Origin of the sequence: Amycolatopsis sp. cmx-11-32 (assembly GCF_047608695.1) — a bacterium.
In the GTDB taxonomy this organism is placed as follows: Bacteria; Actinomycetota; Actinomycetes; order Mycobacteriales; family Pseudonocardiaceae; genus Amycolatopsis.
In genome coordinates, this window is record NZ_JADNQN010000004.1 from 554,953 (window position 1) to 573,690 (window position 18,738).

Annotated in this window: 22 protein-coding genes; 20 read left to right on the forward strand and 2 right to left on the reverse strand. The window is 66.7% G+C overall.

From position 1 onward, the window contains the following. The first annotated feature begins 21 nt into the window (after window positions 1-21). The 12 genes from ACM6LR_RS15060 to ACM6LR_RS15115 all read left to right on the forward strand — a co-directional run bounded on the left by ACM6LR_RS15060 (window position 22) and on the right by ACM6LR_RS15115 (window position 9,987). Window positions 22-477 (forward strand): hypothetical protein, encoded by a 456-nt coding sequence (locus tag ACM6LR_RS15060; RefSeq protein ID WP_414943978.1) that lies wholly within the window; start codon window positions 22-24, stop codon window positions 475-477. A 379-nt stretch (window positions 478-856) separates the two neighbouring features. Beyond that, the gene (gene atpB, locus ACM6LR_RS15065) at window positions 857-1,654 is read left to right on the forward strand and encodes a F0F1 ATP synthase subunit A (protein WP_414939331.1); all 798 of its coding nucleotides are present in this window, start codon (window positions 857-859) and stop codon (window positions 1,652-1,654) included. A gap of 60 nt (window positions 1,655-1,714) precedes the next feature. After that, window positions 1,715-1,969 (forward strand): ATP F0F1 synthase subunit C, encoded by a 255-nt coding sequence (locus ACM6LR_RS15070; protein ID WP_414939330.1) that lies wholly within the window; start codon window positions 1,715-1,717, stop codon window positions 1,967-1,969. A gap of 33 nt (window positions 1,970-2,002) precedes the next feature. Further along, window positions 2,003-2,560, forward strand: a complete 558-nt coding sequence (locus tag ACM6LR_RS15075; protein ID WP_414939329.1) for a F0F1 ATP synthase subunit B — start codon at window positions 2,003-2,005, stop codon at window positions 2,558-2,560. Between the two features lie 6 nt (window positions 2,561-2,566). Further along, on the forward strand, window positions 2,567-3,388 hold the full coding sequence (locus ACM6LR_RS15080; protein WP_414939328.1) for a F0F1 ATP synthase subunit delta: 822 nt from the start codon (window positions 2,567-2,569) through the stop codon (window positions 3,386-3,388). 53 nt (window positions 3,389-3,441) lie between these two features. Next, entirely contained in the window at window positions 3,442-5,079 is a 1,638-nt protein-coding gene (gene atpA / locus ACM6LR_RS15085) for a F0F1 ATP synthase subunit alpha (protein ID WP_414939327.1), read from the forward strand. A gap of 11 nt (window positions 5,080-5,090) precedes the next feature. Beyond that, window positions 5,091-6,029, forward strand: a complete 939-nt coding sequence (locus tag ACM6LR_RS15090; RefSeq protein WP_414939326.1) for a F0F1 ATP synthase subunit gamma — start codon at window positions 5,091-5,093, stop codon at window positions 6,027-6,029. After that, entirely contained in the window at window positions 6,029-7,456 is a 1,428-nt protein-coding gene (gene atpD / locus ACM6LR_RS15095) for a F0F1 ATP synthase subunit beta (RefSeq protein WP_414939325.1), read from the forward strand. Before ACM6LR_RS15090 ends, atpD begins: the two co-directional genes overlap by 1 nt. 114 nt (window positions 7,457-7,570) lie before the next feature. Next, window positions 7,571-7,936, forward strand: a complete 366-nt coding sequence (locus ACM6LR_RS15100) for a F0F1 ATP synthase subunit epsilon (RefSeq protein WP_007028324.1) — start codon at window positions 7,571-7,573, stop codon at window positions 7,934-7,936. A gap of 25 nt (window positions 7,937-7,961) precedes the next feature. After that, window positions 7,962-8,396 carry a DUF2550 domain-containing protein gene (locus tag ACM6LR_RS15105; protein ID WP_414939324.1) on the forward strand — a complete coding sequence of 145 codons (435 nt, stop codon included), beginning with the start codon at window positions 7,962-7,964 and terminating at the stop codon, window positions 8,394-8,396. Between the two features lie 83 nt (window positions 8,397-8,479). Beyond that, complete coding sequence (gene aroA / locus ACM6LR_RS15110; protein WP_414943979.1) at window positions 8,480-9,715, forward strand: 3-phosphoshikimate 1-carboxyvinyltransferase; 1,236 nt, start codon at window positions 8,480-8,482, stop codon at window positions 9,713-9,715. A 119-nt stretch (window positions 9,716-9,834) separates the two neighbouring features. After that, window positions 9,835-9,987 (forward strand): hypothetical protein, encoded by a 153-nt coding sequence (locus ACM6LR_RS15115; RefSeq protein WP_414939322.1) that lies wholly within the window; start codon window positions 9,835-9,837, stop codon window positions 9,985-9,987. A 79-nt stretch (window positions 9,988-10,066) separates the two neighbouring features. Here the strand turns inward: ACM6LR_RS15115 and ACM6LR_RS15120 are convergent, their stop codons facing one another. Further along, window positions 10,067-10,639, reverse strand: coding sequence for a cob(I)yrinic acid a,c-diamide adenosyltransferase (locus ACM6LR_RS15120; protein ID WP_414939321.1), 573 nt, complete (start codon window positions 10,637-10,639; stop codon window positions 10,067-10,069). A gap of 61 nt (window positions 10,640-10,700) precedes the next feature. Between ACM6LR_RS15120 and murA the strand changes: the two genes are divergently transcribed. Next, window positions 10,701-11,975: a UDP-N-acetylglucosamine 1-carboxyvinyltransferase gene (murA, locus tag ACM6LR_RS15125; RefSeq protein ID WP_414939320.1), complete on the forward strand. Its 1,275-nt coding sequence runs from the start codon at window positions 10,701-10,703 to the stop codon at window positions 11,973-11,975. Here murA and ACM6LR_RS15130 read toward each other — a convergent pair. Then, window positions 11,972-12,598, reverse strand: a complete 627-nt coding sequence (locus ACM6LR_RS15130; protein ID WP_414939319.1) for a LysE family translocator — start codon at window positions 12,596-12,598, stop codon at window positions 11,972-11,974. The genes murA and ACM6LR_RS15130 overlap by 4 nt on opposite strands. 115 nt (window positions 12,599-12,713) lie before the next feature. On the opposite strand from ACM6LR_RS15130, the gene ACM6LR_RS15135 reads away from it, so the two are divergent. The 7 genes from ACM6LR_RS15135 (at window position 12,714) to ehuA (ending at window position 18,721) form a co-directional block, all read left to right on the forward strand. Next, on the forward strand, window positions 12,714-12,848 hold the full coding sequence (locus ACM6LR_RS15135; protein ID WP_414939318.1) for a hypothetical protein: 135 nt from the start codon (window positions 12,714-12,716) through the stop codon (window positions 12,846-12,848). Between the two features lie 55 nt (window positions 12,849-12,903). After that, on the forward strand, window positions 12,904-13,470 hold the full coding sequence (locus tag ACM6LR_RS15140; RefSeq protein ID WP_414939317.1) for a hypothetical protein: 567 nt from the start codon (window positions 12,904-12,906) through the stop codon (window positions 13,468-13,470). An 81-nt stretch (window positions 13,471-13,551) separates the two neighbouring features. Next, window positions 13,552-15,573, forward strand: a complete 2,022-nt coding sequence (locus ACM6LR_RS15145) for a protein meaA (protein WP_414939316.1) — start codon at window positions 13,552-13,554, stop codon at window positions 15,571-15,573. A 117-nt stretch (window positions 15,574-15,690) separates the two neighbouring features. After that, window positions 15,691-16,584, forward strand: a complete 894-nt coding sequence (gene ehuB, locus ACM6LR_RS15150) for an ectoine/hydroxyectoine ABC transporter substrate-binding protein EhuB (protein WP_414939315.1) — start codon at window positions 15,691-15,693, stop codon at window positions 16,582-16,584. A 13-nt stretch (window positions 16,585-16,597) separates the two neighbouring features. Continuing rightward, window positions 16,598-17,293 carry an ectoine/hydroxyectoine ABC transporter permease subunit EhuC gene (gene ehuC, locus ACM6LR_RS15155; RefSeq protein WP_414939314.1) on the forward strand — a complete coding sequence of 232 codons (696 nt, stop codon included), beginning with the start codon at window positions 16,598-16,600 and terminating at the stop codon, window positions 17,291-17,293. Continuing rightward, window positions 17,293-17,949, forward strand: coding sequence for an ectoine/hydroxyectoine ABC transporter permease subunit EhuD (gene ehuD, locus ACM6LR_RS15160; RefSeq protein ID WP_414939313.1), 657 nt, complete (start codon window positions 17,293-17,295; stop codon window positions 17,947-17,949). Before ehuC ends, ehuD begins: the two co-directional genes overlap by 1 nt. 7 nt (window positions 17,950-17,956) lie before the next feature. Continuing rightward, window positions 17,957-18,721 carry an ectoine/hydroxyectoine ABC transporter ATP-binding protein EhuA gene (gene ehuA / locus ACM6LR_RS15165; protein WP_414944040.1) on the forward strand — a complete coding sequence of 255 codons (765 nt, stop codon included), beginning with the start codon at window positions 17,957-17,959 and terminating at the stop codon, window positions 18,719-18,721. Window positions 18,722-18,738 lie beyond the last annotated feature (17 nt).

Consider the following 18,738-nt stretch of genomic DNA (forward strand, 5'->3'; position numbering starts at 1 on the left):
GAGACGACCAGGGAGCTTTCTGTGAGCGAGACCGAGAAGACCGTCGAGGCGGAGGAGAACCCCCACGCCAAGGTGGTTCTGCAGGCGGCCAACGCGATGATGAAGGCTTCCCTGAAGCTGGTTCCGCCCGCGGTGCTGATCTGCGTCGTGGTGTTCACCATCCTCAATGGACTCCCTGGCCTGCTCGGCTCGGTCATCGGCGGTGTGCTCGCCATCGGGTCCGCTATCGCGACGCTGGGCCTCATGCGCTTCAGCGCGGGTATGGACCCGATGTTCGTGATGGTGATCGCTCTCGGTGGTTACGTGCTCAAGCTCATCCTCCTTTTCGCAGCGCTGAGCCTGCTTCGCGGCGTGACCGCGATTTACCCGATGGCGCTCGGCGTCACCATGATCGTCGCGATCCTCGTGGCCGCCGCCGTGGAGTTCGCGGCGTTCCGCAAGACCAAGATCCCGACGATCATCCCCGCTTCCCGCTGATCGGGGGACCTAGGTCCTGACCTGGGACGGGACCTAGGTCCTCGGCCGATCGGGGGCAATGTAGTACGCCTGTACGGCCCGTCCGGACCTGCTGATATGGTCCGCGTATGGGCGGCGGCCTCGGCTGCCGGCTCCCCGATGACGAACCCCGAACAGCAGTGTGGCGACGGTGTCGAATCGTCCCCTCTTACCCGCTGGCAGGCGTCTGTCTCCCGGGGCGCAGCATCGAGAATCCTCGTGTGCGGAACGTGAAACCATGTTCAGCACATCGTGGGGTGGCCGCCTCCGACGGCCCGATACGTGTCGGGTACGTTAAGTCCAGATCGTGACGATTCCCCCGGCGGAGTGAACGCCGGCCGGGAGAACCGGAAGGAGCCCAGTGGGCGCGCTGGTACTAGCCGAGGGTGCGGAGTTCACGCCGCCAGGCGTCAAAGACTTCAACCTACCGCCGTTGTTCGGCTCCGGCTATTGGTTGAGCTTCACCAAGCCGATGCTGCTGGTGGTCATCTCCCTGATCATCCTCATCACCTACTTCATGGTGTCGTCGCGCCGGTTGAAGGTCGTCCCCGGTAAGGGACAGTTCATCGCCGAGTCGATTTACAACTTCGGCCGCAACAACATCGCGCGGGAACAGATCGGCTCTGCCGACTTCAAGCCGTTCATCCCGCTGATCCTGGGGCTGTTCAGCTTCATTCTGGTGAACAACCTCTTCGGGATCATCCCGTTCTTCCAGTTCCCGACGATGGCGCGTATCGGCTTCCCGGTCGCACTGGCGTTCCTTGTCGTTTACCCGGTGTACCACTACGTCGGTTTCAAACGGCACGGCTTCAAGGGTTACCTGAAGAAAGAACTGGCACCGGCGGGCATTCCCGGGTTCGTTCTGCCGCTGTACTCCACCATCGAGTTCGCGCAGAAGTTCTTCATCGCCCCGGCCACGCTGGCCATCCGAGTCTTCGCCGCGATGTTCGCCGGGCACCTGATCATCATGGTCTTCACGCTCGGCGGGAGCTTCCTGCTGACCGAGGGCGAAGGCATCGTGAAGGTCGCGTCGCCGGTGGCGTTCCTCTTCGCCATCGCGATGACCTTCCTGGAGGCATTCATCCAGGTCCTGCAGGCATTCATTTTCGCACTGCTGTCCGCAGGGTACATCGGCGCCGCGCTGGCGTCGGAGCACTGAGAAACACCAAAGCCCCCGATCCGCGTGAGTCGCGCGGACCGAGTTTGAAGGGAAACGCACGTGAGCAACATCGTTCTTGCGCAGGCCGCCACCGAGGCTATCAACCTCAACAAGGGTCTCGCGGCCATCGGTTACGGCCTCGGCGCGATCGGCCCCGGTATCGGTGTGGGTCTGATCTTCGCCGCCGTCATCAACGGCACCGCTCGTCAGCCGGAGGCCCAGGGCAAGCTGCAGAGCATCGCCTTCTCGACCTTCGTGCTGACCGAGGTGCTCGCGCTGATCGGTATTGTTATCTACTTCCTCGCCTCCGCCTAGGGCTGAGTTCCGCTCATCGCTTAAGGAGACGTTGTGCTGAAGACCGAGTTGGTGTTGGCCGCCGAAGAGGCGCCCAACCCGATCGTGCCGCACATTCCCGAGCTCATCCTCGGTTTCATCGCCTTCCTTCTGCTGCTGTTCGTTCTGAAGAAGTACGTCGTCCCGCGTTTCGAGACGGCATACGAGGAGCGGACCAAGCTGATCGAGGGTGGCATCGAGCGGGCCGAGAAGGCGCAGGCCGAAGCCGAAGAAAACCTTGCGCAGTACAAGGCGCAGCTGGCGGAAGCCCGTTCCGAGGCCGCGAAGATCCGCGATGACGCCCGGCTCGAAGCCGAGCAGATCAAGGCGGAGCTGCGGGCCGAGGCGGAGTCCGAGTCCCAGCGCATCGTCGCACAGGGCCAGGCTCAGCTGCAGGCCCAGAAGGCGCAGATCATCGCCGAGCTGCGCGCCGAACTCGGCCGTAACTCCATCGAGCTGGCCAGCCGCATCGTCGGCGAGTCGCTCGCGGACGACGCGCGCCGTCACGGCACCGTGGACCGGTTCCTTGCCGAGCTGGAGACCGCGAGTGCCGCAGGCGGAGCGGGGAAGTAGACCAGAATGACGCTGCATGCTGCGAGCCGTGAAGCGCTCGACCTCGCCGAGAATCGTCTCGGCGAGGTTCTGGCCGCCGCGGGTACGGACCCGGCGACGGTCGGCGACGAGTTGCTTTCGGTCGTCACCCTGCTGGGCCGGGAGATCGGCCTGCGCCGGGCCGTCGCCGACGGTTCGGCTTCGCCCGAAGCCCGGATCGGCCTCGCCCGCGGGATTCTCGCGGGCAAGGTTTCCGAACCGGCCCTGCAGGTGCTCGACTCCGTGGCGGGCAGCCGCTGGTCGAGCCCGCGCGAACTGACCGACGGGCTCGAGGCCCTCGGCCGCTCGGCGCTGCTCACCAGTGCGGAGAAGTCCGGGAACATCGACACTGTCGAAGACCAGCTGTTCCGGGTCACCCGTATCGTTGCGGGCGCCCCGGAGCTCGAACGGGCACTGTCCGACCTGGCCGCCCCCGCCGAGGCGAAGCGGACCCTCGTCCGCAACCTGTTCGCCGACAAGGTGGACGTGGTCACCGAGACCCTCGTCGAGCAGGTCGTCCTGCGCGCCAAGGGCCGCGGGGTCGCCAACGCCCTCGAGCGGCTGGTCCAGCTGGCCGCGGAACGCCGTGAACGCTCGGTCGCCCAGGTGACCAGCGCGAGCGCGCTGTCCGACGAGCAGCAGGCTCGGCTGAGCGAGAAGCTCAACGCCCTTTACGGGCGGCAGCTCGCGCTGCACGTCGAGGTCGACCCGTCACTGGGCGGCGGACTCGTCGTCCGCGTCGGCGACGAGGTCATCGACGGCAGCACCGCGGGGCGCATCGACGCCCTGCGTCGCCGGTTGGCTGGCTGACCCACATCAACGACTTTGCACACTGGCACGAACGAAGCGAGAGCGGGATTGAAATGGCGGAGCTGACGATCTCCTCGGATGAGATCCGTAGCGCGATCGAGAACTACGTCTCGAGTTACGCCCCGGACGTGAGCCGGGAAGAGGTTGGCGTCGTCATCGACGCCGGTGACGGTATCGCCCACGTAGAGGGCCTTCCCTCGGCCATGGCCAACGAGCTGCTCGAGTTCCCCGGCGGGGTCCTCGGTGTCGCGCTGAACCTGGACGCGCGCTCCATCGGTGCCGCGATCCTCGGTGACTTCGAGACCGTCGTCGAAGGCCAGCAGGTCAAGCGCACCGGTCAGGTCCTCTCGGTTCCGGTCGGCGAGGGCTACCTCGGCCGCGTCGTGAACCCGCTGGGCGCCCCGATCGACGGCCTCGGCGAGATCGAGACCAGCGAGCGTCGCCCGCTGGAGGTCAAGGCCGCTTCGGTGGTCGAGCGCCAGCCGGTGGCCGAGCCGCTGCAGACCGGTATCACCGCGATCGACGCGATGACCCCGATCGGCCGTGGACAGCGCCAGCTGATCATCGGTGACCGCAAGACCGGTAAGACGGCCGTCGCGGTGGACACGATCATCAACCAGAAGGCCAACTGGGAGACCGGCGACCCGAAGAAGCAGGTTCGCTGCATCTACGTCGCGGTCGGCCAGAAGGGCTCCACGATCGCCGCCGTGAAGAAGTCCCTCGAGGACGCCGGCGCGATGGAGTACACCACCATCGTCGCGGCCCCCGCGTCGGACTCCGCCGGCTTCAAGTGGATCGCGCCGTACACCGGCTCGGCCATCGGCCAGCACTGGATGTACGAGGGCAAGCACGTCCTCATCGTGTTCGACGACCTGACCAAGCAGGCCGACGCGTACCGCGCGATCTCGCTGCTGCTGCGTCGCCCGCCGGGCCGCGAAGCCTTCCCCGGCGACGTCTTCTACTTGCACTCCCGTCTCCTCGAGCGTTGCGCGAAGCTCTCGGACGAGCTGGGCGCGGGCTCGCTGACCGGTCTCCCGATCATCGAGACCAAGGCGAACGACGTGTCGGCCTACATCCCGACCAACGTCATCTCGATCACCGACGGTCAGTGCTTCTTCCAGTCGGACCTGTTCAACGCCGGTCAGCGCCCGGCCATCGACGTGGGTATCTCGGTTTCCCGCGTGGGTGGTGCCGCGCAGGTCAAGGCGATGAAGCAGGTTTCGGGTTCGCTCCGGATCGACCTGTCGCAGTACCGCGAGCTGGAGGCCTTCGCGGCCTTCGCTTCGGACCTCGACGACGCGTCGAAGGCGCAGCTCGAGCGTGGCGTCCGCCTGTACGAGGTGCTCAAGCAGCCGCAGTACTCGCCGATCCCGGTCGAGGAGCAGGTCGTCACGGTGTACCTCGGTACCAACGGGCACTTCGACTCGGTCCCGACCGAGGACGTACGCCGCTTCCGTGACGAGTTCGTCGACTCCGCGCGTCGTAAGCACGGAGAGCTCCTCAAGGACATCCGCGAGTCGGGCAAGTTCTCCGACGAGACCGCTTCCGGGCTGGTCGACGCGGTGAACGAGTTCAAGAAGGAATTCACCACCGCCGAGGGCAAGAGCCTGACCGAGGTCTCCGACGCGATGGACGCCGAGAAGGTCGGGCAGGAGACCGTCAAGGTCAACAAGCCCGCACCGAAGAAGTGAGCTGGTAGCTCATGGCCGCACAACTCCGGGAACTCAGGTCGCGTATCAAGGCGACCAAGTCCATCGGCAAGATCACCAAGGCGATGGAGCTCATCGCCACCGCGCGCATCACCAAGGCGCGGGCGAAGGTCGCGGCGTCGCGGCCCTACTCGGACGAGATCACGAACGTGCTCTCCGCGTTGGCCGGCGCTTCGTCCAACCTCGACCACCCGTTGCTCGTCGAGCGGCCGAACGCCACGCGCGTCGCGGTCCTCGTGATCACCAGCGACAAGGGTCAGTGCGGTGGATACAACTCCAACGTGCTGAAGGCGACCGAGGAACTCCTCACGCTGCTTCGTAAGCAGGGCAAGGAGCCGGTGCTGTACGTGACCGGCAACAAGGGCCTGAGCTACTACCGGTTCCGCGGCCGCGAGGTGACCGAAGGCTGGACGGGGTTCTCCGACCAGCCCGGTTATGTCAACGCCTCGACCGCCGGTGAGCTCATCGTCGAGTCGTTCCTCAACGGCGCCGACGACGAGGAGGGCAACGCCGACGGCATCCTGGGTGTCGACGAGATCCACGTCGTCTACACCGAGTTCGTCTCGATGCTCACCCAGCGTCCGGTCGCCAAGCGCGTCGCGCCGCTCGAGGTCGAGTACACCGAAGACGAAGAGGAGAAGCCCGCCGGTCTGCTCCCGAGCTACGAGTTCGAGCCGAACGCCGAGAAGCTGCTCTCCGCGTTGCTGCCGAAGTACATCAACACGCGGATCTTCGCGGCGATGCTCGAGTCGGCGGCGTCGGAACTCGCCGCTCGCCGTACCGCGATGAAGGCGGCGTCGGACAACGCGAACGATCTGGTGAACTCGCTGACGCGGGAGGCGAACCAGGCCCGCCAGGCGCAGATCACCCAGGAGATCTCCGAAATCGTCGGTGGCGCGAACGCGCTGACCGCAGCAGGAAGTGATGACTGATGACCAGTACTGAAACCCCGCGTGCCAAGGGGCGCATCGTCTCGGTGACCGGCCCGGTCGTCGACGTCGAATTCCCGCGCGGTTCCGTTCCCGACCAGTTCAGCGCGCTCAAGGTCGAAATCGAGTTCGAGCAGCTGCGCAAGACGGTGACCCTCGAGGTCGCCAGCCACCTCGGTGACAACCTCGTCCGCACCATTTCGCTCCAGCCGCAGGACGGCCTGGTGCGTGGTGCCGAGGTGACCAACACCGGCGGCCCCATCACGGTGCCGGTCGGCGACAAGGTCAAGGGCCACGTCTACAACGCGCTCGGCGAGTGCCTCGACGAGCCCGGCTACGGCGACGACCTGGAGCGCTGGGGCATCCACCGCAACCCGCCTTCCTTCGACCAGCTCGAGGGCAAGACGACGATGCTGGAGACCGGCCTCAAGGTCGTCGACCTGCTGACCCCGTACGTCGAGGGTGGCAAGATCGGCCTGTTCGGCGGTGCCGGCGTCGGCAAGACGGTGCTCATCAAGGAGATGATCACCCGTGTCGCCCGGAACTTCGGTGGTACCTCGGTGTTCGCCGGTGTCGGCGAGCGCACCCGTGAGGGCAACGACCTCTTCCTGGAGATGTCCGAGGACGGCGTCATCAACGACACCGCCCTCGTCTTCGGCCAGATGGACGAGCCGCCCGGCACGCGTATGCGCGTCGCGCTGTCCGCGCTGACCATGGCGGAGTACTTCCGCGATGTGCAGAACCAGGACGTGCTGCTCTTCATCGACAACATCTTCCGGTTCACCCAGGCTGGTTCCGAGGTGTCGACCCTGCTGGGCCGGATGCCTTCGGCCGTGGGTTACCAGCCGACGCTGGCCGACGAGATGGGTCAGCTCCAGGAGCGGATCACCTCGACCCGTGGTCGTTCGATCACCTCGATGCAGGCGATCTACGTCCCCGCGGACGACTACACCGACCCGGCGCCGGCGACGACGTTCGCCCACCTGGACGCCACCACCGAGCTTTCGCGTGGTGTGTTCCAGAAGGGCATCTTCCCGGCGGTGGACCCGCTGGCGTCGACGTCGACGATCCTCGACCCGGCCATCGTCGGTGAGGACCACTACCGCGTGGCCTCCGAGGTCATCCGGATCCTGCAGAAGTACAAGGAACTGCAGGACATCATCGCGATCCTCGGGATGGACGAGCTCTCGGAAGAGGACAAGCTCACCGTTCAGCGCGCACGCCGCATCGAGCGGTTCCTGTCGCAGAACATGCTGGTCGCCGAGGCGTTCACGCAGATCCCGGGCTCGACCGTGCCGCTGTCGGAGACCATCGAGTCCTTCGACCGCATCACCAAGGGCGACTTCGACCACTACCCGGAGCAGGCGTTCCTGGGTATCGGTGGCCTCGAAGACCTCGAAAAGAAGTACAAGGAAATCACCAAGAAGTGATGTTCCGATGAGCGGCGGGATCGGTGTCTACTGTGGACGCTGGTCCCGTCGTTCGCATACAGGGAACTTCGACCATTACACTCGGTGCCAGCACCTGAGGTGAAGGGAAGCTACGTGGCTGAGATTTCTGTCGAGCTGGTAGCCGTCGAGCGCCGTCTCTGGTCCGGTACCGCCACGTTCGTGGTGGCCCAGACCACCGAGGGCGAGATCGGCATCATGGCCGGTCACGAGCCGGTTTTGGGCCAGCTCGTCGAGGGTGGCGTCGTGAAGGTGACGACCACGGACGGCGAGACCGTGACCGCCGCGGTGCACGGCGGGTTCCTGTCGGTCACCGCGACCGGCGTGAGCATCCTCGCCGAGAGCGCGGAGCTTTCGCACGAGATCGACGTCGATGCGGCCAAGAAGGCGCTGAGCGGCGAAGACGAGCAAGAGCGGGCTAGGGCGACCGCCCAGCTTCGCGCGGCCGGTCAGTCGGTCTGACCGGGCGACGGGCAGGGGCCGGGCCGTGGAAATCGCCGTGGGTGTTCTCGGGGCCCTGACCATCCTGGCCGTCGTCGTGGCCTGGTATTCGTTGCGGTGGGTCCGGATGCGCCGCGGTGGTGGCGTGAGCGTCGCGCTGCGGTGGCGTCCGGACGAGGCGCGGTCCAGCTGGCATCTGGGGCTGGGCCGCTACGAGGGCGACGAGTTCGTCTGGTTCCGGGTGTGGAGCATGCGGAACGGCCCGGACCGGGTGTTCCAACGGGCGAGTATGGAGATCGCGGACCGGCGCGATCCCTCCGGCACGGAGGCGTACGCCGTCCCCGACGGCTCGATCGTCCTGCGGTGTGAGTCCGCCACGCAGGAGGCGATCGAGATCGCGATGGGCCCCGGCGCCCTCACCGGCTTCCTCTCCTGGCTCGAGTCAGCCCCACCCGGCCGCCGCCTCCCGCGCGCTTCCTGATCACGCGTGTTCTCCGTCTGATCACGGATCTTGTCCATCTGATCACGCGAGTTCGCCCTTCGAGCACGCCGTATGCTCGCGCCGTGACCATCGTCGACATCCCCGGTTCGAAGTCGATCACCGCCCGAGGCCTGTTCCTCGCGGCCGCCGCCCACGGAACGACCGTGTTGAGCAGGCCGCTGCGTTCGGATGACTCCGAGGGCTTCGCCGAGGGCCTTCTCAAGCTTGGCTATGAGGTTTCCCGTTCCTCCGACGAGTGGACGATCGACGGCAGGCCTGCGGGTCCCGCCGTCGACAGCGCCGACGTCTTCTGCCGCGACGGCGCCACCACCGCCCGTTTTCTCCCGGCTCTGGCCGCCGCCGGTCACGGCACCTTCCGGTTCGACGCTTCCGAGCAGATGCGCGCCCGTCCGCTGGGACCGCTCACCGATGCGCTGATGGAACTGGGCGTCGACCTCACCTTCGAAGCCGCGCCGGGCCACCATCCGCTGATGGTGCGGGCCGCCGGGATCAAGGGCGGGGACCTGACGCTGGACGCCGGCCTGTCGTCGCAGTTCCTGACCGCGTTGCTGCTGGTCGGCCCGCTGACCACGGAGGGGCTGCGGATCACCGTCACCGACCTCGTTTCGGTGCCTTACGTGGAGATCACCCTCGCGATGATGCGGCGCTTCGGCGTCGAGGTCATCCGGGAGGGCGACACGTTCATCGTGCCGCCCACGCCGTACCGGGCCTGTCACTACGAGATCGAGCCCGACGCTTCGACGTCGAGCTACTTCTTCGCGGCGGCGGTCTTGACCGGGCAGTCGGTGACGGTGCCGGGCCTTGGCGACGGCGCGCTGCAAGGGGATCTGGCCTTCGTCGAGGTCCTGCGGCAGATGGGCGCGGACGTCGAGGTCGGCCCGGACGCCGTCACCGTGACCGGAACGGGCGGGCTGCGCGGCGTCACGGTGAACATGCGCGACATCTCCGACACCGTGCCGACGCTCGCGGCCATCGCGCCGTTCGCGGACGGGCCGGTGCGGATCGAGGACGTCTACAACACGCGGATCAAGGAATGCGACCGGCTCGCGGCGTGCGAGGAGAACCTGCGCGCGATGGGTGTTCCGGTGGAGACCGGGCGGGACTGGATCGAGATTCGGCCTGCGTCGCCCGCGGGGGCGCTCGTGAAGTGCCGTCGGGATCACCGGATCGCGATGGCGTTCAGTGTCACGGGGTTGCGTACGCCGGGGATCACACTGGACGACCCGGGGTGCGTTAAGAAGACCTTCCCGGCCTTCCACGACGCTCTCGTCTCCCTTCGCGCCTCCTGGGGCCTGTGAACCTCTCTGCCGCAATGTTGCGGTCACGTGGGCGGCTTCGGAAGCGACGCGCACATGAGATCTTCACCGACCGGCATTTCTACCGGGCTGCGAACGTGATCCCCGTCTATTCTCGGCGTATGACTCAGAGCGAGGACGCGAACCGCTGGAGCCACCTTCCCGATTCCGTGTCCCTGGAGGACACGATCACGATGAAGGCGATCGACCCGGGCAAAGACGGCACGCCCGACGTCGACCTCGAGCGCTATTGGGCGGCACAGGAACAGGGCTGACCGAAGCTGAAGGACGCCTTCCCCGCGTCTTACGTGGGGAAAGCGTCCTTCGCTGCGTCTTATGTGGGGAAAGCGTCCTTCAGCTCGCGCCGCCGGGCTGCCACAGGATGTCGCCGTCCGGATTCGCCAGCCGCGACAAGATGAACAGCAGATCCGAAAGCCGGTTCAGGTACTTGATCGCCAGCTGATTGGTCGCGGCCCGCTCGGCCTCGTACAGCGCCCAGCCGGAACGCTCGGCCCGGCGCGCGACAGTGCGGGCCTGGTGCAGGAACGCCGCCCCCGGGGTACCACCCGGCAAGATGAACGACGTCAGCTTCGGCACGCGCTCGTTGAACTCGTCGCACCAGCCTTCCAGCCGCTCGATGTACCGCTCGGTGATGCGCAGCGGCTCGTACGGCGGGTTCTCCACGATCGGCGCGCACAGATCCGCGCCGACGTCGAAGAGATCGTTCTGTATCCCTCGCAGTACGTCGGCGATCTCCCCGGAGAGACCGCCCATCGCGAGCGCGAGCCCGATGACGGAGTTGGCTTCGTCGACGTCGGCGTACGCGGACAGCCGCGGTGACGTCTTCGGCACGCGGGAGCCGTCGCCGAGTGCCGTGGTGCCGTTGTCGCCGACCTTCGTGTAAACGCGGTTGATGCGAACGACCATGGAGCCGACTCTACCGGCCCGGCGTAAGGCAAATCCGGGCGAGAGGGCATGATTGGCGCCCATGAGCGAGCACTTCGACGTGCACGGCGGAGCACGGCTGGTCGGCGAGGTCGACGTGGTCGGGGCGAAGAACAGCGTCCTGAAACTGATGGCCGCGGCCTTGCTGGCCGAGGGTACGACGACCATCACGAACTGCCCCCAGATCCTGGACGTCCCGCTGATGGGAGACGTCCTGCGCAGTGTCGGCTGCGACGTCGTCATCGACGGCGACACCGCCAAGATCACCACTCCGGCCGAACTGTCGCACCGGGCCGATTCGGCCGCGATGGGCAAGCTGCGCGCGTCGGTGTGCGTGCTGGGTCCGCTGGTCGGGCGGCTCAAGCGAGCCGTCGTGGCGCTGCCGGGCGGCGACGCCATCGGCTCCCGCCCGCTGGACATGCACCAGAACGGCCTGCGCAAGCTGGGCGCCACCAGCACCATCGAGCACGGCTGCGTCGTGGCGAAGGCCGACGGTCTGCGCGGCGCGCAGATCTGGCTGGACTTCCCGAGCGTCGGCGCCACCGAGAACATCCTGATGGCCGCCGTGCTCGCCGAGGGCACCACGGTCATCGACAACGCCGCACGCGAGCCCGAGATCGTCGACATCTGCACGATGCTGATCGAGATGGGCGCGAAGGTCGAAGGTGCCGGCACCTCGACCCTCACCGTCGAGGGCGTCGAGAAGCTGCACCCGACCGAGCACCGCGTGATCGGTGACCGGATCGTGGGCGCGACCTGGGCGTTCGCCGCCGCGATGACCCGGGGCGACCTGACCGTCCGCGGCGTCAACCCGCATTACCTCGACCTGGTCCTCGACAAGCTCCGCCTGGCGGGTGCCGAGGTCGAGACGTTCGGCGACAAGGGTTTCCGCATCGTCCAGACCGAGCGCCCGAAGGCGGTCGACTGGGTGACGTTGCCGTATCCCGGCTTCGCGACCGACCTGCAGCCGTTCGCGGTGGCGCTGTCGGCGGTGTCCGAAGGCACCTCGATGATCACGGAGAACATCTACGAGGCCCGATTCCGGTTCATCGAAGAGATGATGCGGCTCTCCGGCGACGCGCGCACCGACGGGCACCACGCCGTCGTCCGTGGCGTGGAGAATCTCTCCAGCGCGCCGGTGTGGGCAGCGGACATCCGCGCGGGCGCCGGGCTGGTGCTGGCCGGGCTGTGCGCGGACGGCGTCACCGAGGTCTGGGACGTCTTCCACATCGACCGCGGCTACCCGCATTTCGTGGAGAACCTGAACCGTCTCGGCGCGCGGATCGAGCGCGTCTCGGGCGAACCCGACCGGGCCTAGCCTTCGAGCACGAGTGCGGCGCCGAAACCGACCAGCGCGGTTCCGGTGACGCCGTCGAGTGCGCGCCGGACCTCGCGTCGTTCCAGCCAGGTCCGCACGCGGTGCACGAACAACAGCAGCGCCATCAGCCAGATCGCGCCCAGCACCGCGACGGTGTAGGCGAGCAGCAGGGCGTCCCACGCCGAGGTCGTCACGGGGTCGAGGAACTGCGGCAGCACCGACAGGTACAGCACGAGGACCTTCGGATTGGTGATGTTGGAAAGGAAGCCTTCGCGGAAGCGACGGAATCCGCTCGCCCGTTGGTGCTTCGCCGCCGCGACACCGGCGTAGTCGCCCCGCCACGCGCCGCGCAGCGCCTGGAAACCGAGGAAGACCAGGTAGGCGGCACCGACCCACTTCAGCGTCACGAACACCGGCTGCGACTGCGCGATGACGACGCCGAGGCCGAGCGCGGCGGCGGTGCCCTGGACGGAGTTGGCCACGAAGATCCCGGCCGTCGCCAGCAACCCACCGCGGGTGCCGCCGGACAGCGAGTTCTTGAGCATCACCATCGTGTCCGGTCCCGGCGCGAGGACGATCAAGACGACGATGAGCAGATAGCTGCTGTACGAACTCCACGTCACGGTTGCCGACGCTAGACGCCGGGCGCGGACGAGTCTCGCGAATTTCGGTCACAGTCGCCCGCCACGATTCCGGCGAACCCTGGTCAGCGGGATGAAGCGGGCTTGTCGTCCGCTCATGTATCTGGGGATACGGGGCTGGTGCCCGGTGAAACTGGATCCGAAGTGCCCGGAACTGCTCGACATGGAGCATCCGGCCGTGGCTCGTGACCTGATCGCCTCGGCGCAGCGAGAGGTGCGCCGAGGCCCGTAGGTAACCGACGAACGGACACTGCCGCCCGCCTCCCGGACGGGTAGTGTGCGGTGCCATGCATGAGGGGCAGATCGACCTCCTGCCGGGCGAACGGGTCATCTGGGCCGGGACTCCGGTGCGCAGGCCCCTCTTCAACCCCGGTGACTGCTTCAATGTCCCTTTCGGCCTGCTCTGGCTGGCCGCCGTCACTTTGTTCTTCTTCTACAACCACGAAACGGCCTTCCTCACCGTCGCGTGGGTCGTGCTCACCGTTGCCGGCGTGTTCCATCTCGTCGGCAGGCCGCTCATCAGGTACCTCAGGCTCGCCTCGACCACCTACGCCGTGACGGACGGCCGGGTCATCGCGACCAGTTCGCTGGTGCGCCGCAAGGAGGAGTCCGCGGCACTGGCCGAACTGGCGGATCCCGTCGTCACCCCCGGGCCCGGCAAGACCGGGACGATCACGTTCGGCAGGCTCGGCGTGCTGGTGTGGGCGTCGGCGAACTTCGGCGCGGGTTCCGGGAAGGACCGCAAGCCGCCAGTCATCCTGGTGGGTGTCAGCGAGGCGGCGAAAGTGCGGGAAAAGCTCGCGAAAGCCGTTGACGAGGCACGACAGCGCCAGGAACCGGCCGTCGGAGAATGACCCGACTGTGTCCGATTCAACTACGCGGGTGATGTTACCGGCCGGTACACTCAAGCGGTCGTCCAGCGCCGGAGGTGTACCGTGCCCTATCCCACGGACCGTGAACGGGACCGCCCCTGGGTGATGCGGACCTACGCGGGCCACTCGTCCGCGGCCGCGTCCAACGAGCTCTACCGGCGCAACCTCGCCAAGGGGCAGACGGGCCTTTCCGTCGCCTTCGACCTGCCGACGCAGACCGGCTACGACCCGGACCACCAACTGTCCAAGGGCGAGGTCGGCAAGGTCGGCGTCCCGGTTTCCCATCTCGGCGACATGCGGCGGCTCTTCGACGGCATCCCGCTCGCCGAAGCCAACACGTCGATGACGATCAACGCGCCCGCCATGTGGCTGCTGGCGCTCTACGTCTCCGTGGCGCGCGAGCAGGCCGAAGCCGAAGGGCGAGACGTGGACGAGGTGCTGGCCAAACTCACCGGCACCACGCAGAACGACATCATCAAGGAATACCTCTCCCGCGGCACCTACATCTTCCCGCCGGGCCCCAGTCTCCGCCTGATCACCGACATGATCGCGTGGACCGTGCACCACGTGCCGAAGTGGAACCCGATCAACATCTGCAGCTATCACCTGCAGGAAGCCGGTGCGACGCCGACGCAAGAGGTCGCGTACGCGTTGTGCACCGCCATCGCCGTCCTCGACGCCGTCCGGGATTCCGGGCAGGTCGAGCGGGCCGACATGGCCAAGGTGGTCGCGCGGATCTCCTTCTTCGTCAACGCCGGGGTGCGTTTCGTCGAAGAGATGTCCAAGATGCGCGCGTTCACCACGCTCTGGGACGAGATCACGCGGGACCGTTACGGCGTAACGGATCCGAAGGCGCGGCGACTGCGCTACGGCGTGCAGGTCAACTCGCTGGGGCTGACCGAGGCGCAGCCGGAGAACAACGTCCAGCGCATCGTGCTGGAGATGCTCGCGGTCTCGCTTTCCCGTGGCGCCAGGGCCCGCGCGATCCAGTTGCCCGCCTGGAACGAGGCGCTCGGCCTGCCCCGGCCGTGGGATCAGCAGTGGGCGCTGCGGATGCAGCAGGTGCTCGCGTTCGAGACCGATCTGCTGGAGTACGAGGACATCTTCGACGGCTCGCACGTCATCCAGGCCAAGGTCGAAGAAATCATGGCGGGCGCGCGCGAGGAGATCGCGCGGGTGCAGGATCTGGGCGGCGCGGTCGCGGCCGTCGAGAGTGGATACATGAAGTCCCAGCTCGTCGCCTCGCTCGCCGAGTTGCGGCGTGGCATGGAGGACGGCAAGCGGATCCTGGTCGGTGTCAACAAGTTCGAGACCACTGAGCCTTCGCCGTTGCAAGCCGAAGGCGCCAAGGCGATCGAAACGATCGACCCGGCCGTCGAGAAGCAGGCTGTCGCGGCGATCGAAGAATGGCGGGCGCAGCGCGACAACGCGGCCGCCGAGTCGTCGCTGAAGACGTTGAAGGCCATCGCGAAGACCTCGGAGAACCTGTTCGAGGCCACTATCGACTGCGCCCGCGCCGGCGTCACCACCGGCGAATGGTCGGGGGCTCTGCGCGAGGTGTTCGGCGAATACCGCGCTCCCACCGGGGTTTCCGCGTCGGCGGCCGCGGGCGAGGGCAACGCGGAGATCCGCCGCGTGCGTGACCGGGTCAAGACGACGAGCGCCGAGATCGGCGAGCGGCTGCGGATCCTGGTCGGCAAACCCGGTCTCGACGGGCATTCCAACGGCGCCGAGCAGGTGGCCGTGCGAGCGCGCGACGTCGGTTTCGAGGTGGTGTACCAGGGCATCCGGCTCACGCCGGAACAGATCGTCGCGGCGGCCGTCCAGGAGGGCGTGCACGTGGTCGGGCTTTCGGTGCTCTCGGGTTCGCATCTCGAGGTCGTGCCGCAGGTCGTGGACGGGATGCGGGCCGCGGGCGCGGGCGAAATCCCGGTCATCGTCGGTGGCATAATCCCGCCCGACGACGAGAAACTCCTGCTGGAGCGCGGGATCGCGAAAGTGTTCACGCCGAAGGACTACGAACTCACCGACATCATGGACGGAATCGTGGGATTGGTGCGGGAGCGCCACGGCCTGAGCACGTAAAGTCACCGTAAATCTCGGTACCGTAACGGCGGCTGGCGAGGGAGTCACTCACATTGCCTGGGCAAAGGTACCCCCCTACGTTTCGATTGAACCGATTAATCGAAAAGGGGTGCTGCTGTGGCGCACGGCGAGTGGTCAAGGCGGGAATTCTTCCGGCGGTCGGCCGTTCTGGGGGCGGTGACGATCGGCGGCCCGGTGCTGTTGTCCGCGTGCACGTCGACGTCCTCCGGGAACGCGCTGGAGGCGGCGAAGAGCTCCAAGAAGATCAAGATCGGTATCGCGAACGAAGCTCCGTACGGTTTCACGGATCAAACCGGCAAGGTCACCGGTGAGGCGCCGGAAGTCGCGCGCGCCGTCTTCAAGGCCATGGGCATCGACAACGTGGAAGCCGAAGCGGTCTCCTTCGACCAGTTGATTCCCGCCCTCAACGCCAGGAAGTACGACCTCGTGGCGGCCGGGATGAACATCAAGAAGGAACGGTGCGACGCCGCCGCGTTCTCGATCCCCGACTACTCGGCGCTGACCGCTTTGCTGGTGCCGAAGGGAAATCCGCAGCAGGTCCGCAAGTTCGAGGACATCGCCGCGAAGAAGGTCAAGGTCGCCGTGCTCTCGGCCGCCGTCGAGAAGGGCTACGCCACCGATTCCGGCGTCGCGGAAGACCAGATCGTCACCCTCGATTCGCAGGACAACATGCTCCGCGCGGTCACCGACGGTCGCGTCTACTGTGCCGCGCTGACCGACATCTCCCTCAAGGACGTCCTGAGCAAGAGTCCTGGCGCGGCAGCCGAAGTCACGCCCGGTTTCGATCCGATCAAGGACGGGCAGCCGGTCGTTTCCGCGGGCGCCTTCGTCTTCCGCAAGGACGACAACCCGCTGCGCGAGGCGTTCAACGCCGAACTCAAGAAACTGCACGACAGCGGCGAGTGGACCAGGATCGTGACGCCGTTCGGGTTCTCGGCGGACAACCTGCCGAAGGCCGATGTCACCACAGAGAAACTCTGCGCGGTGTAACGGGGCTGACGTCATGTCGTCGTCGGTATCGCATATCATCACGTCCGTCCTCAGTGGACTGACCGCGACCGTCACCGCCGCGCTCGGCGGGATCGCGGTCACCGTCGTGCTCTCGTTGATCGCGGGCCTCGCGCTCCGATCGCCGTCCAGGGTCGTGCGGGGGATTTCCCGGGTCTACGTGGAGATCTTTCGCGGCACCTCGGAGGTCGTCCAACTGTTCTGGTTGTATTTCGTCCTGCCGGTGCTGGTGGGCTTCCAGCTGGTCCCGATGTTCGCCGGGATCCTGGTGCTCGGCCTGAACCACGGTGCTTACGGTGCCGAGATCGTCCGCGGCGCGGTGAACTCCGTCCCGCGGGCGCAGTTCGAAGGTGCAGTCGCACTCAACCTGTCGCCCGCCCAGCGGATGCGCCGGGTGATCCTGCCGCAGGCGTTCGCGGAAATGCTGCCGCCGTTCAACAACCTGTTCATCCAGTTGCTGAAGAGCACCGCTCTGCTCTCGTTCATCGCGGTTCCGGAGATGGCACGGCAAGGTGAACTGCTGCGACCGGTGTTCGGTTCCGAGATCGGCTGGATCTACGGCACCGAACTCGTGCTCTACCTCCTGATCGCCCTGCTGATCACCAGTGGGATGCGGGCGCTGGAGCGGGTCGCGGCGCGGCGTCTCGGCAGGACGCCGTCGAAGATGACGGCCGCGGCGGGGGGTGTCTGATGGACTGGAGCTGGGAAGCGGCGTTCGACTCGATTCCCCTGCTGTTGAAGGGTTTGCTTGTCACCGTCGAGATCACCCTGCTCGCCTCGGTGGTCGCGTACGCGCTCGGGCTGGTGTTCGCCCTGGTCCGGCGCGCGGAGATCCCGGTGCTGTCTCGTGCGGTGTGGATGTTCATCGAGTTCGTCCGCAGTACGCCGTTGCTGATCCAGGTGTTCGCGATCTTCTACCTGGTGCCGCCGCTGACGGGGTTCACGATGTCGCCGTTCGTCACCGGTGTCGTGGCACTCGGCGTGCATTACGCGACCTACTCGGCCGAGGTCTACCGCGCCGGGATCGAGGCTGTCCCGAAAGGACAGTGGGAGGCCGCGACCGCGCTGAATCTGCCCCGGCGACGGGTGTGGACGGCGGTCGTCCTGCCGCAAGCGGTCCCTCGGGTGCTGCCCGCGTTGGGCAATTACACGATCTCGCTGTTCAAGGAGACCCCGCTGCTACTGGGGATCGGTGTTCTCGACGTGCTCAACCGGGCGAAAGAGGTCGGCGCCGAGACATTCCGCGTCATCGAGCCGTACACCCTGGCCGGGGTGCTGTTCCTGCTGGTGAGCCTGCCGGCGTCGATTCTGGTGAGAAGGTTGGAGCGTCGTGCCGCCCTCAGTTGATTCCCCGATGATCCGGTTCTCGCAGGTGGTCAAGTCCTACGGTGACCACGTCGTGCTGCGGGACCTCGATTTCACCGTCGCGCCGGGGGAGTTCGTCTCGCTGATCGGGCCGAGCGGGTCCGGGAAGACGACGATCCTGCGGTTGCTGATGACCCTGGAGCGGGTCGACGGCGGCACCATCGAGGTCTGCGGTGACTACCTCAGCCATATGAAGCGCGGCGAGAAGCTGGTGCCCGCCGACGAAAAGTACCTGCGGGCCGTGCGCAAGCGGATCGGTATGGTGTTCCAGCAGTTCAACCTGTTCCCGAACATGAACGTGCTGCGCAACATCACCGAGGCGCCGATCCATTCACTCGGCGTCGCCCGCGACGAGGCCGAGGCACGAGCCCTCGAACTGTTGGAGATGGTCGGGCTTTCGGACAAGAAGGACGCGCATCCCACGCGGCTTTCCGGCGGCCAGCAGCAGCGCGTCGCGATCGCGCGGGCGCTCGCGATGCGGCCGGACGTGCTGCTGCTGGACGAGGTGACTTCGGCGCTGGACCCTGAACTGGTCGCGGACGTCCTGCGGGTACTGCGCGAGATCGCCGCGTCGACCGACATCACGATCCTGTGCGTCACGCACGAGATGCAGTTCGCGCGCGATGTTTCGGATCGGGTGATGATGTTCGACCAGGGGCAGGTGCTGGAGGGCGCCGCGCCGGACAAGTTGTTCAACGATCCCGATCACGACCGGACCCGGCGATTTCTCAAGGCGGTGATCGACCGCGCTTGAGGTGGGAGCTGAAGGGG

Coding starts and splice junctions, on each gene's coding strand:
- ACM6LR_RS15080 (WP_414939328.1), top strand. CDS start 2,567: ATGACGCTGCATGCTGCGAGCCGTGAAGCGCTCGACCTCGCCGAGAAT.
- atpA (WP_414939327.1), top strand. CDS start 3,442: ATGGCGGAGCTGACGATCTCCTCGGATGAGATCCGTAGCGCGATCGAG.
- ACM6LR_RS15090 (WP_414939326.1), top strand. CDS start 5,091: ATGGCCGCACAACTCCGGGAACTCAGGTCGCGTATCAAGGCGACCAAG.
- atpD (WP_414939325.1), top strand. CDS start 6,029: ATGACCAGTACTGAAACCCCGCGTGCCAAGGGGCGCATCGTCTCGGTG.
- ACM6LR_RS15115 (WP_414939322.1), top strand. CDS start 9,835: ATGACTCAGAGCGAGGACGCGAACCGCTGGAGCCACCTTCCCGATTCC.
- ACM6LR_RS15120 (WP_414939321.1), bottom strand. CDS start 10,639: ATGGTCGTTCGCATCAACCGCGTTTACACGAAGGTCGGCGACAACGGC.
- murA (WP_414939320.1), top strand. CDS start 10,701: ATGAGCGAGCACTTCGACGTGCACGGCGGAGCACGGCTGGTCGGCGAG.
- ACM6LR_RS15135 (WP_414939318.1), top strand. CDS start 12,714: ATGTATCTGGGGATACGGGGCTGGTGCCCGGTGAAACTGGATCCGAAG.
- ACM6LR_RS15140 (WP_414939317.1), top strand. CDS start 12,904: ATGCATGAGGGGCAGATCGACCTCCTGCCGGGCGAACGGGTCATCTGG.
- ehuC (WP_414939314.1), top strand. CDS start 16,598: ATGTCGTCGTCGGTATCGCATATCATCACGTCCGTCCTCAGTGGACTG.
- ehuD (WP_414939313.1), top strand. CDS start 17,293: ATGGACTGGAGCTGGGAAGCGGCGTTCGACTCGATTCCCCTGCTGTTG.
- ehuA (WP_414944040.1), top strand. CDS start 17,957: ATGATCCGGTTCTCGCAGGTGGTCAAGTCCTACGGTGACCACGTCGTG.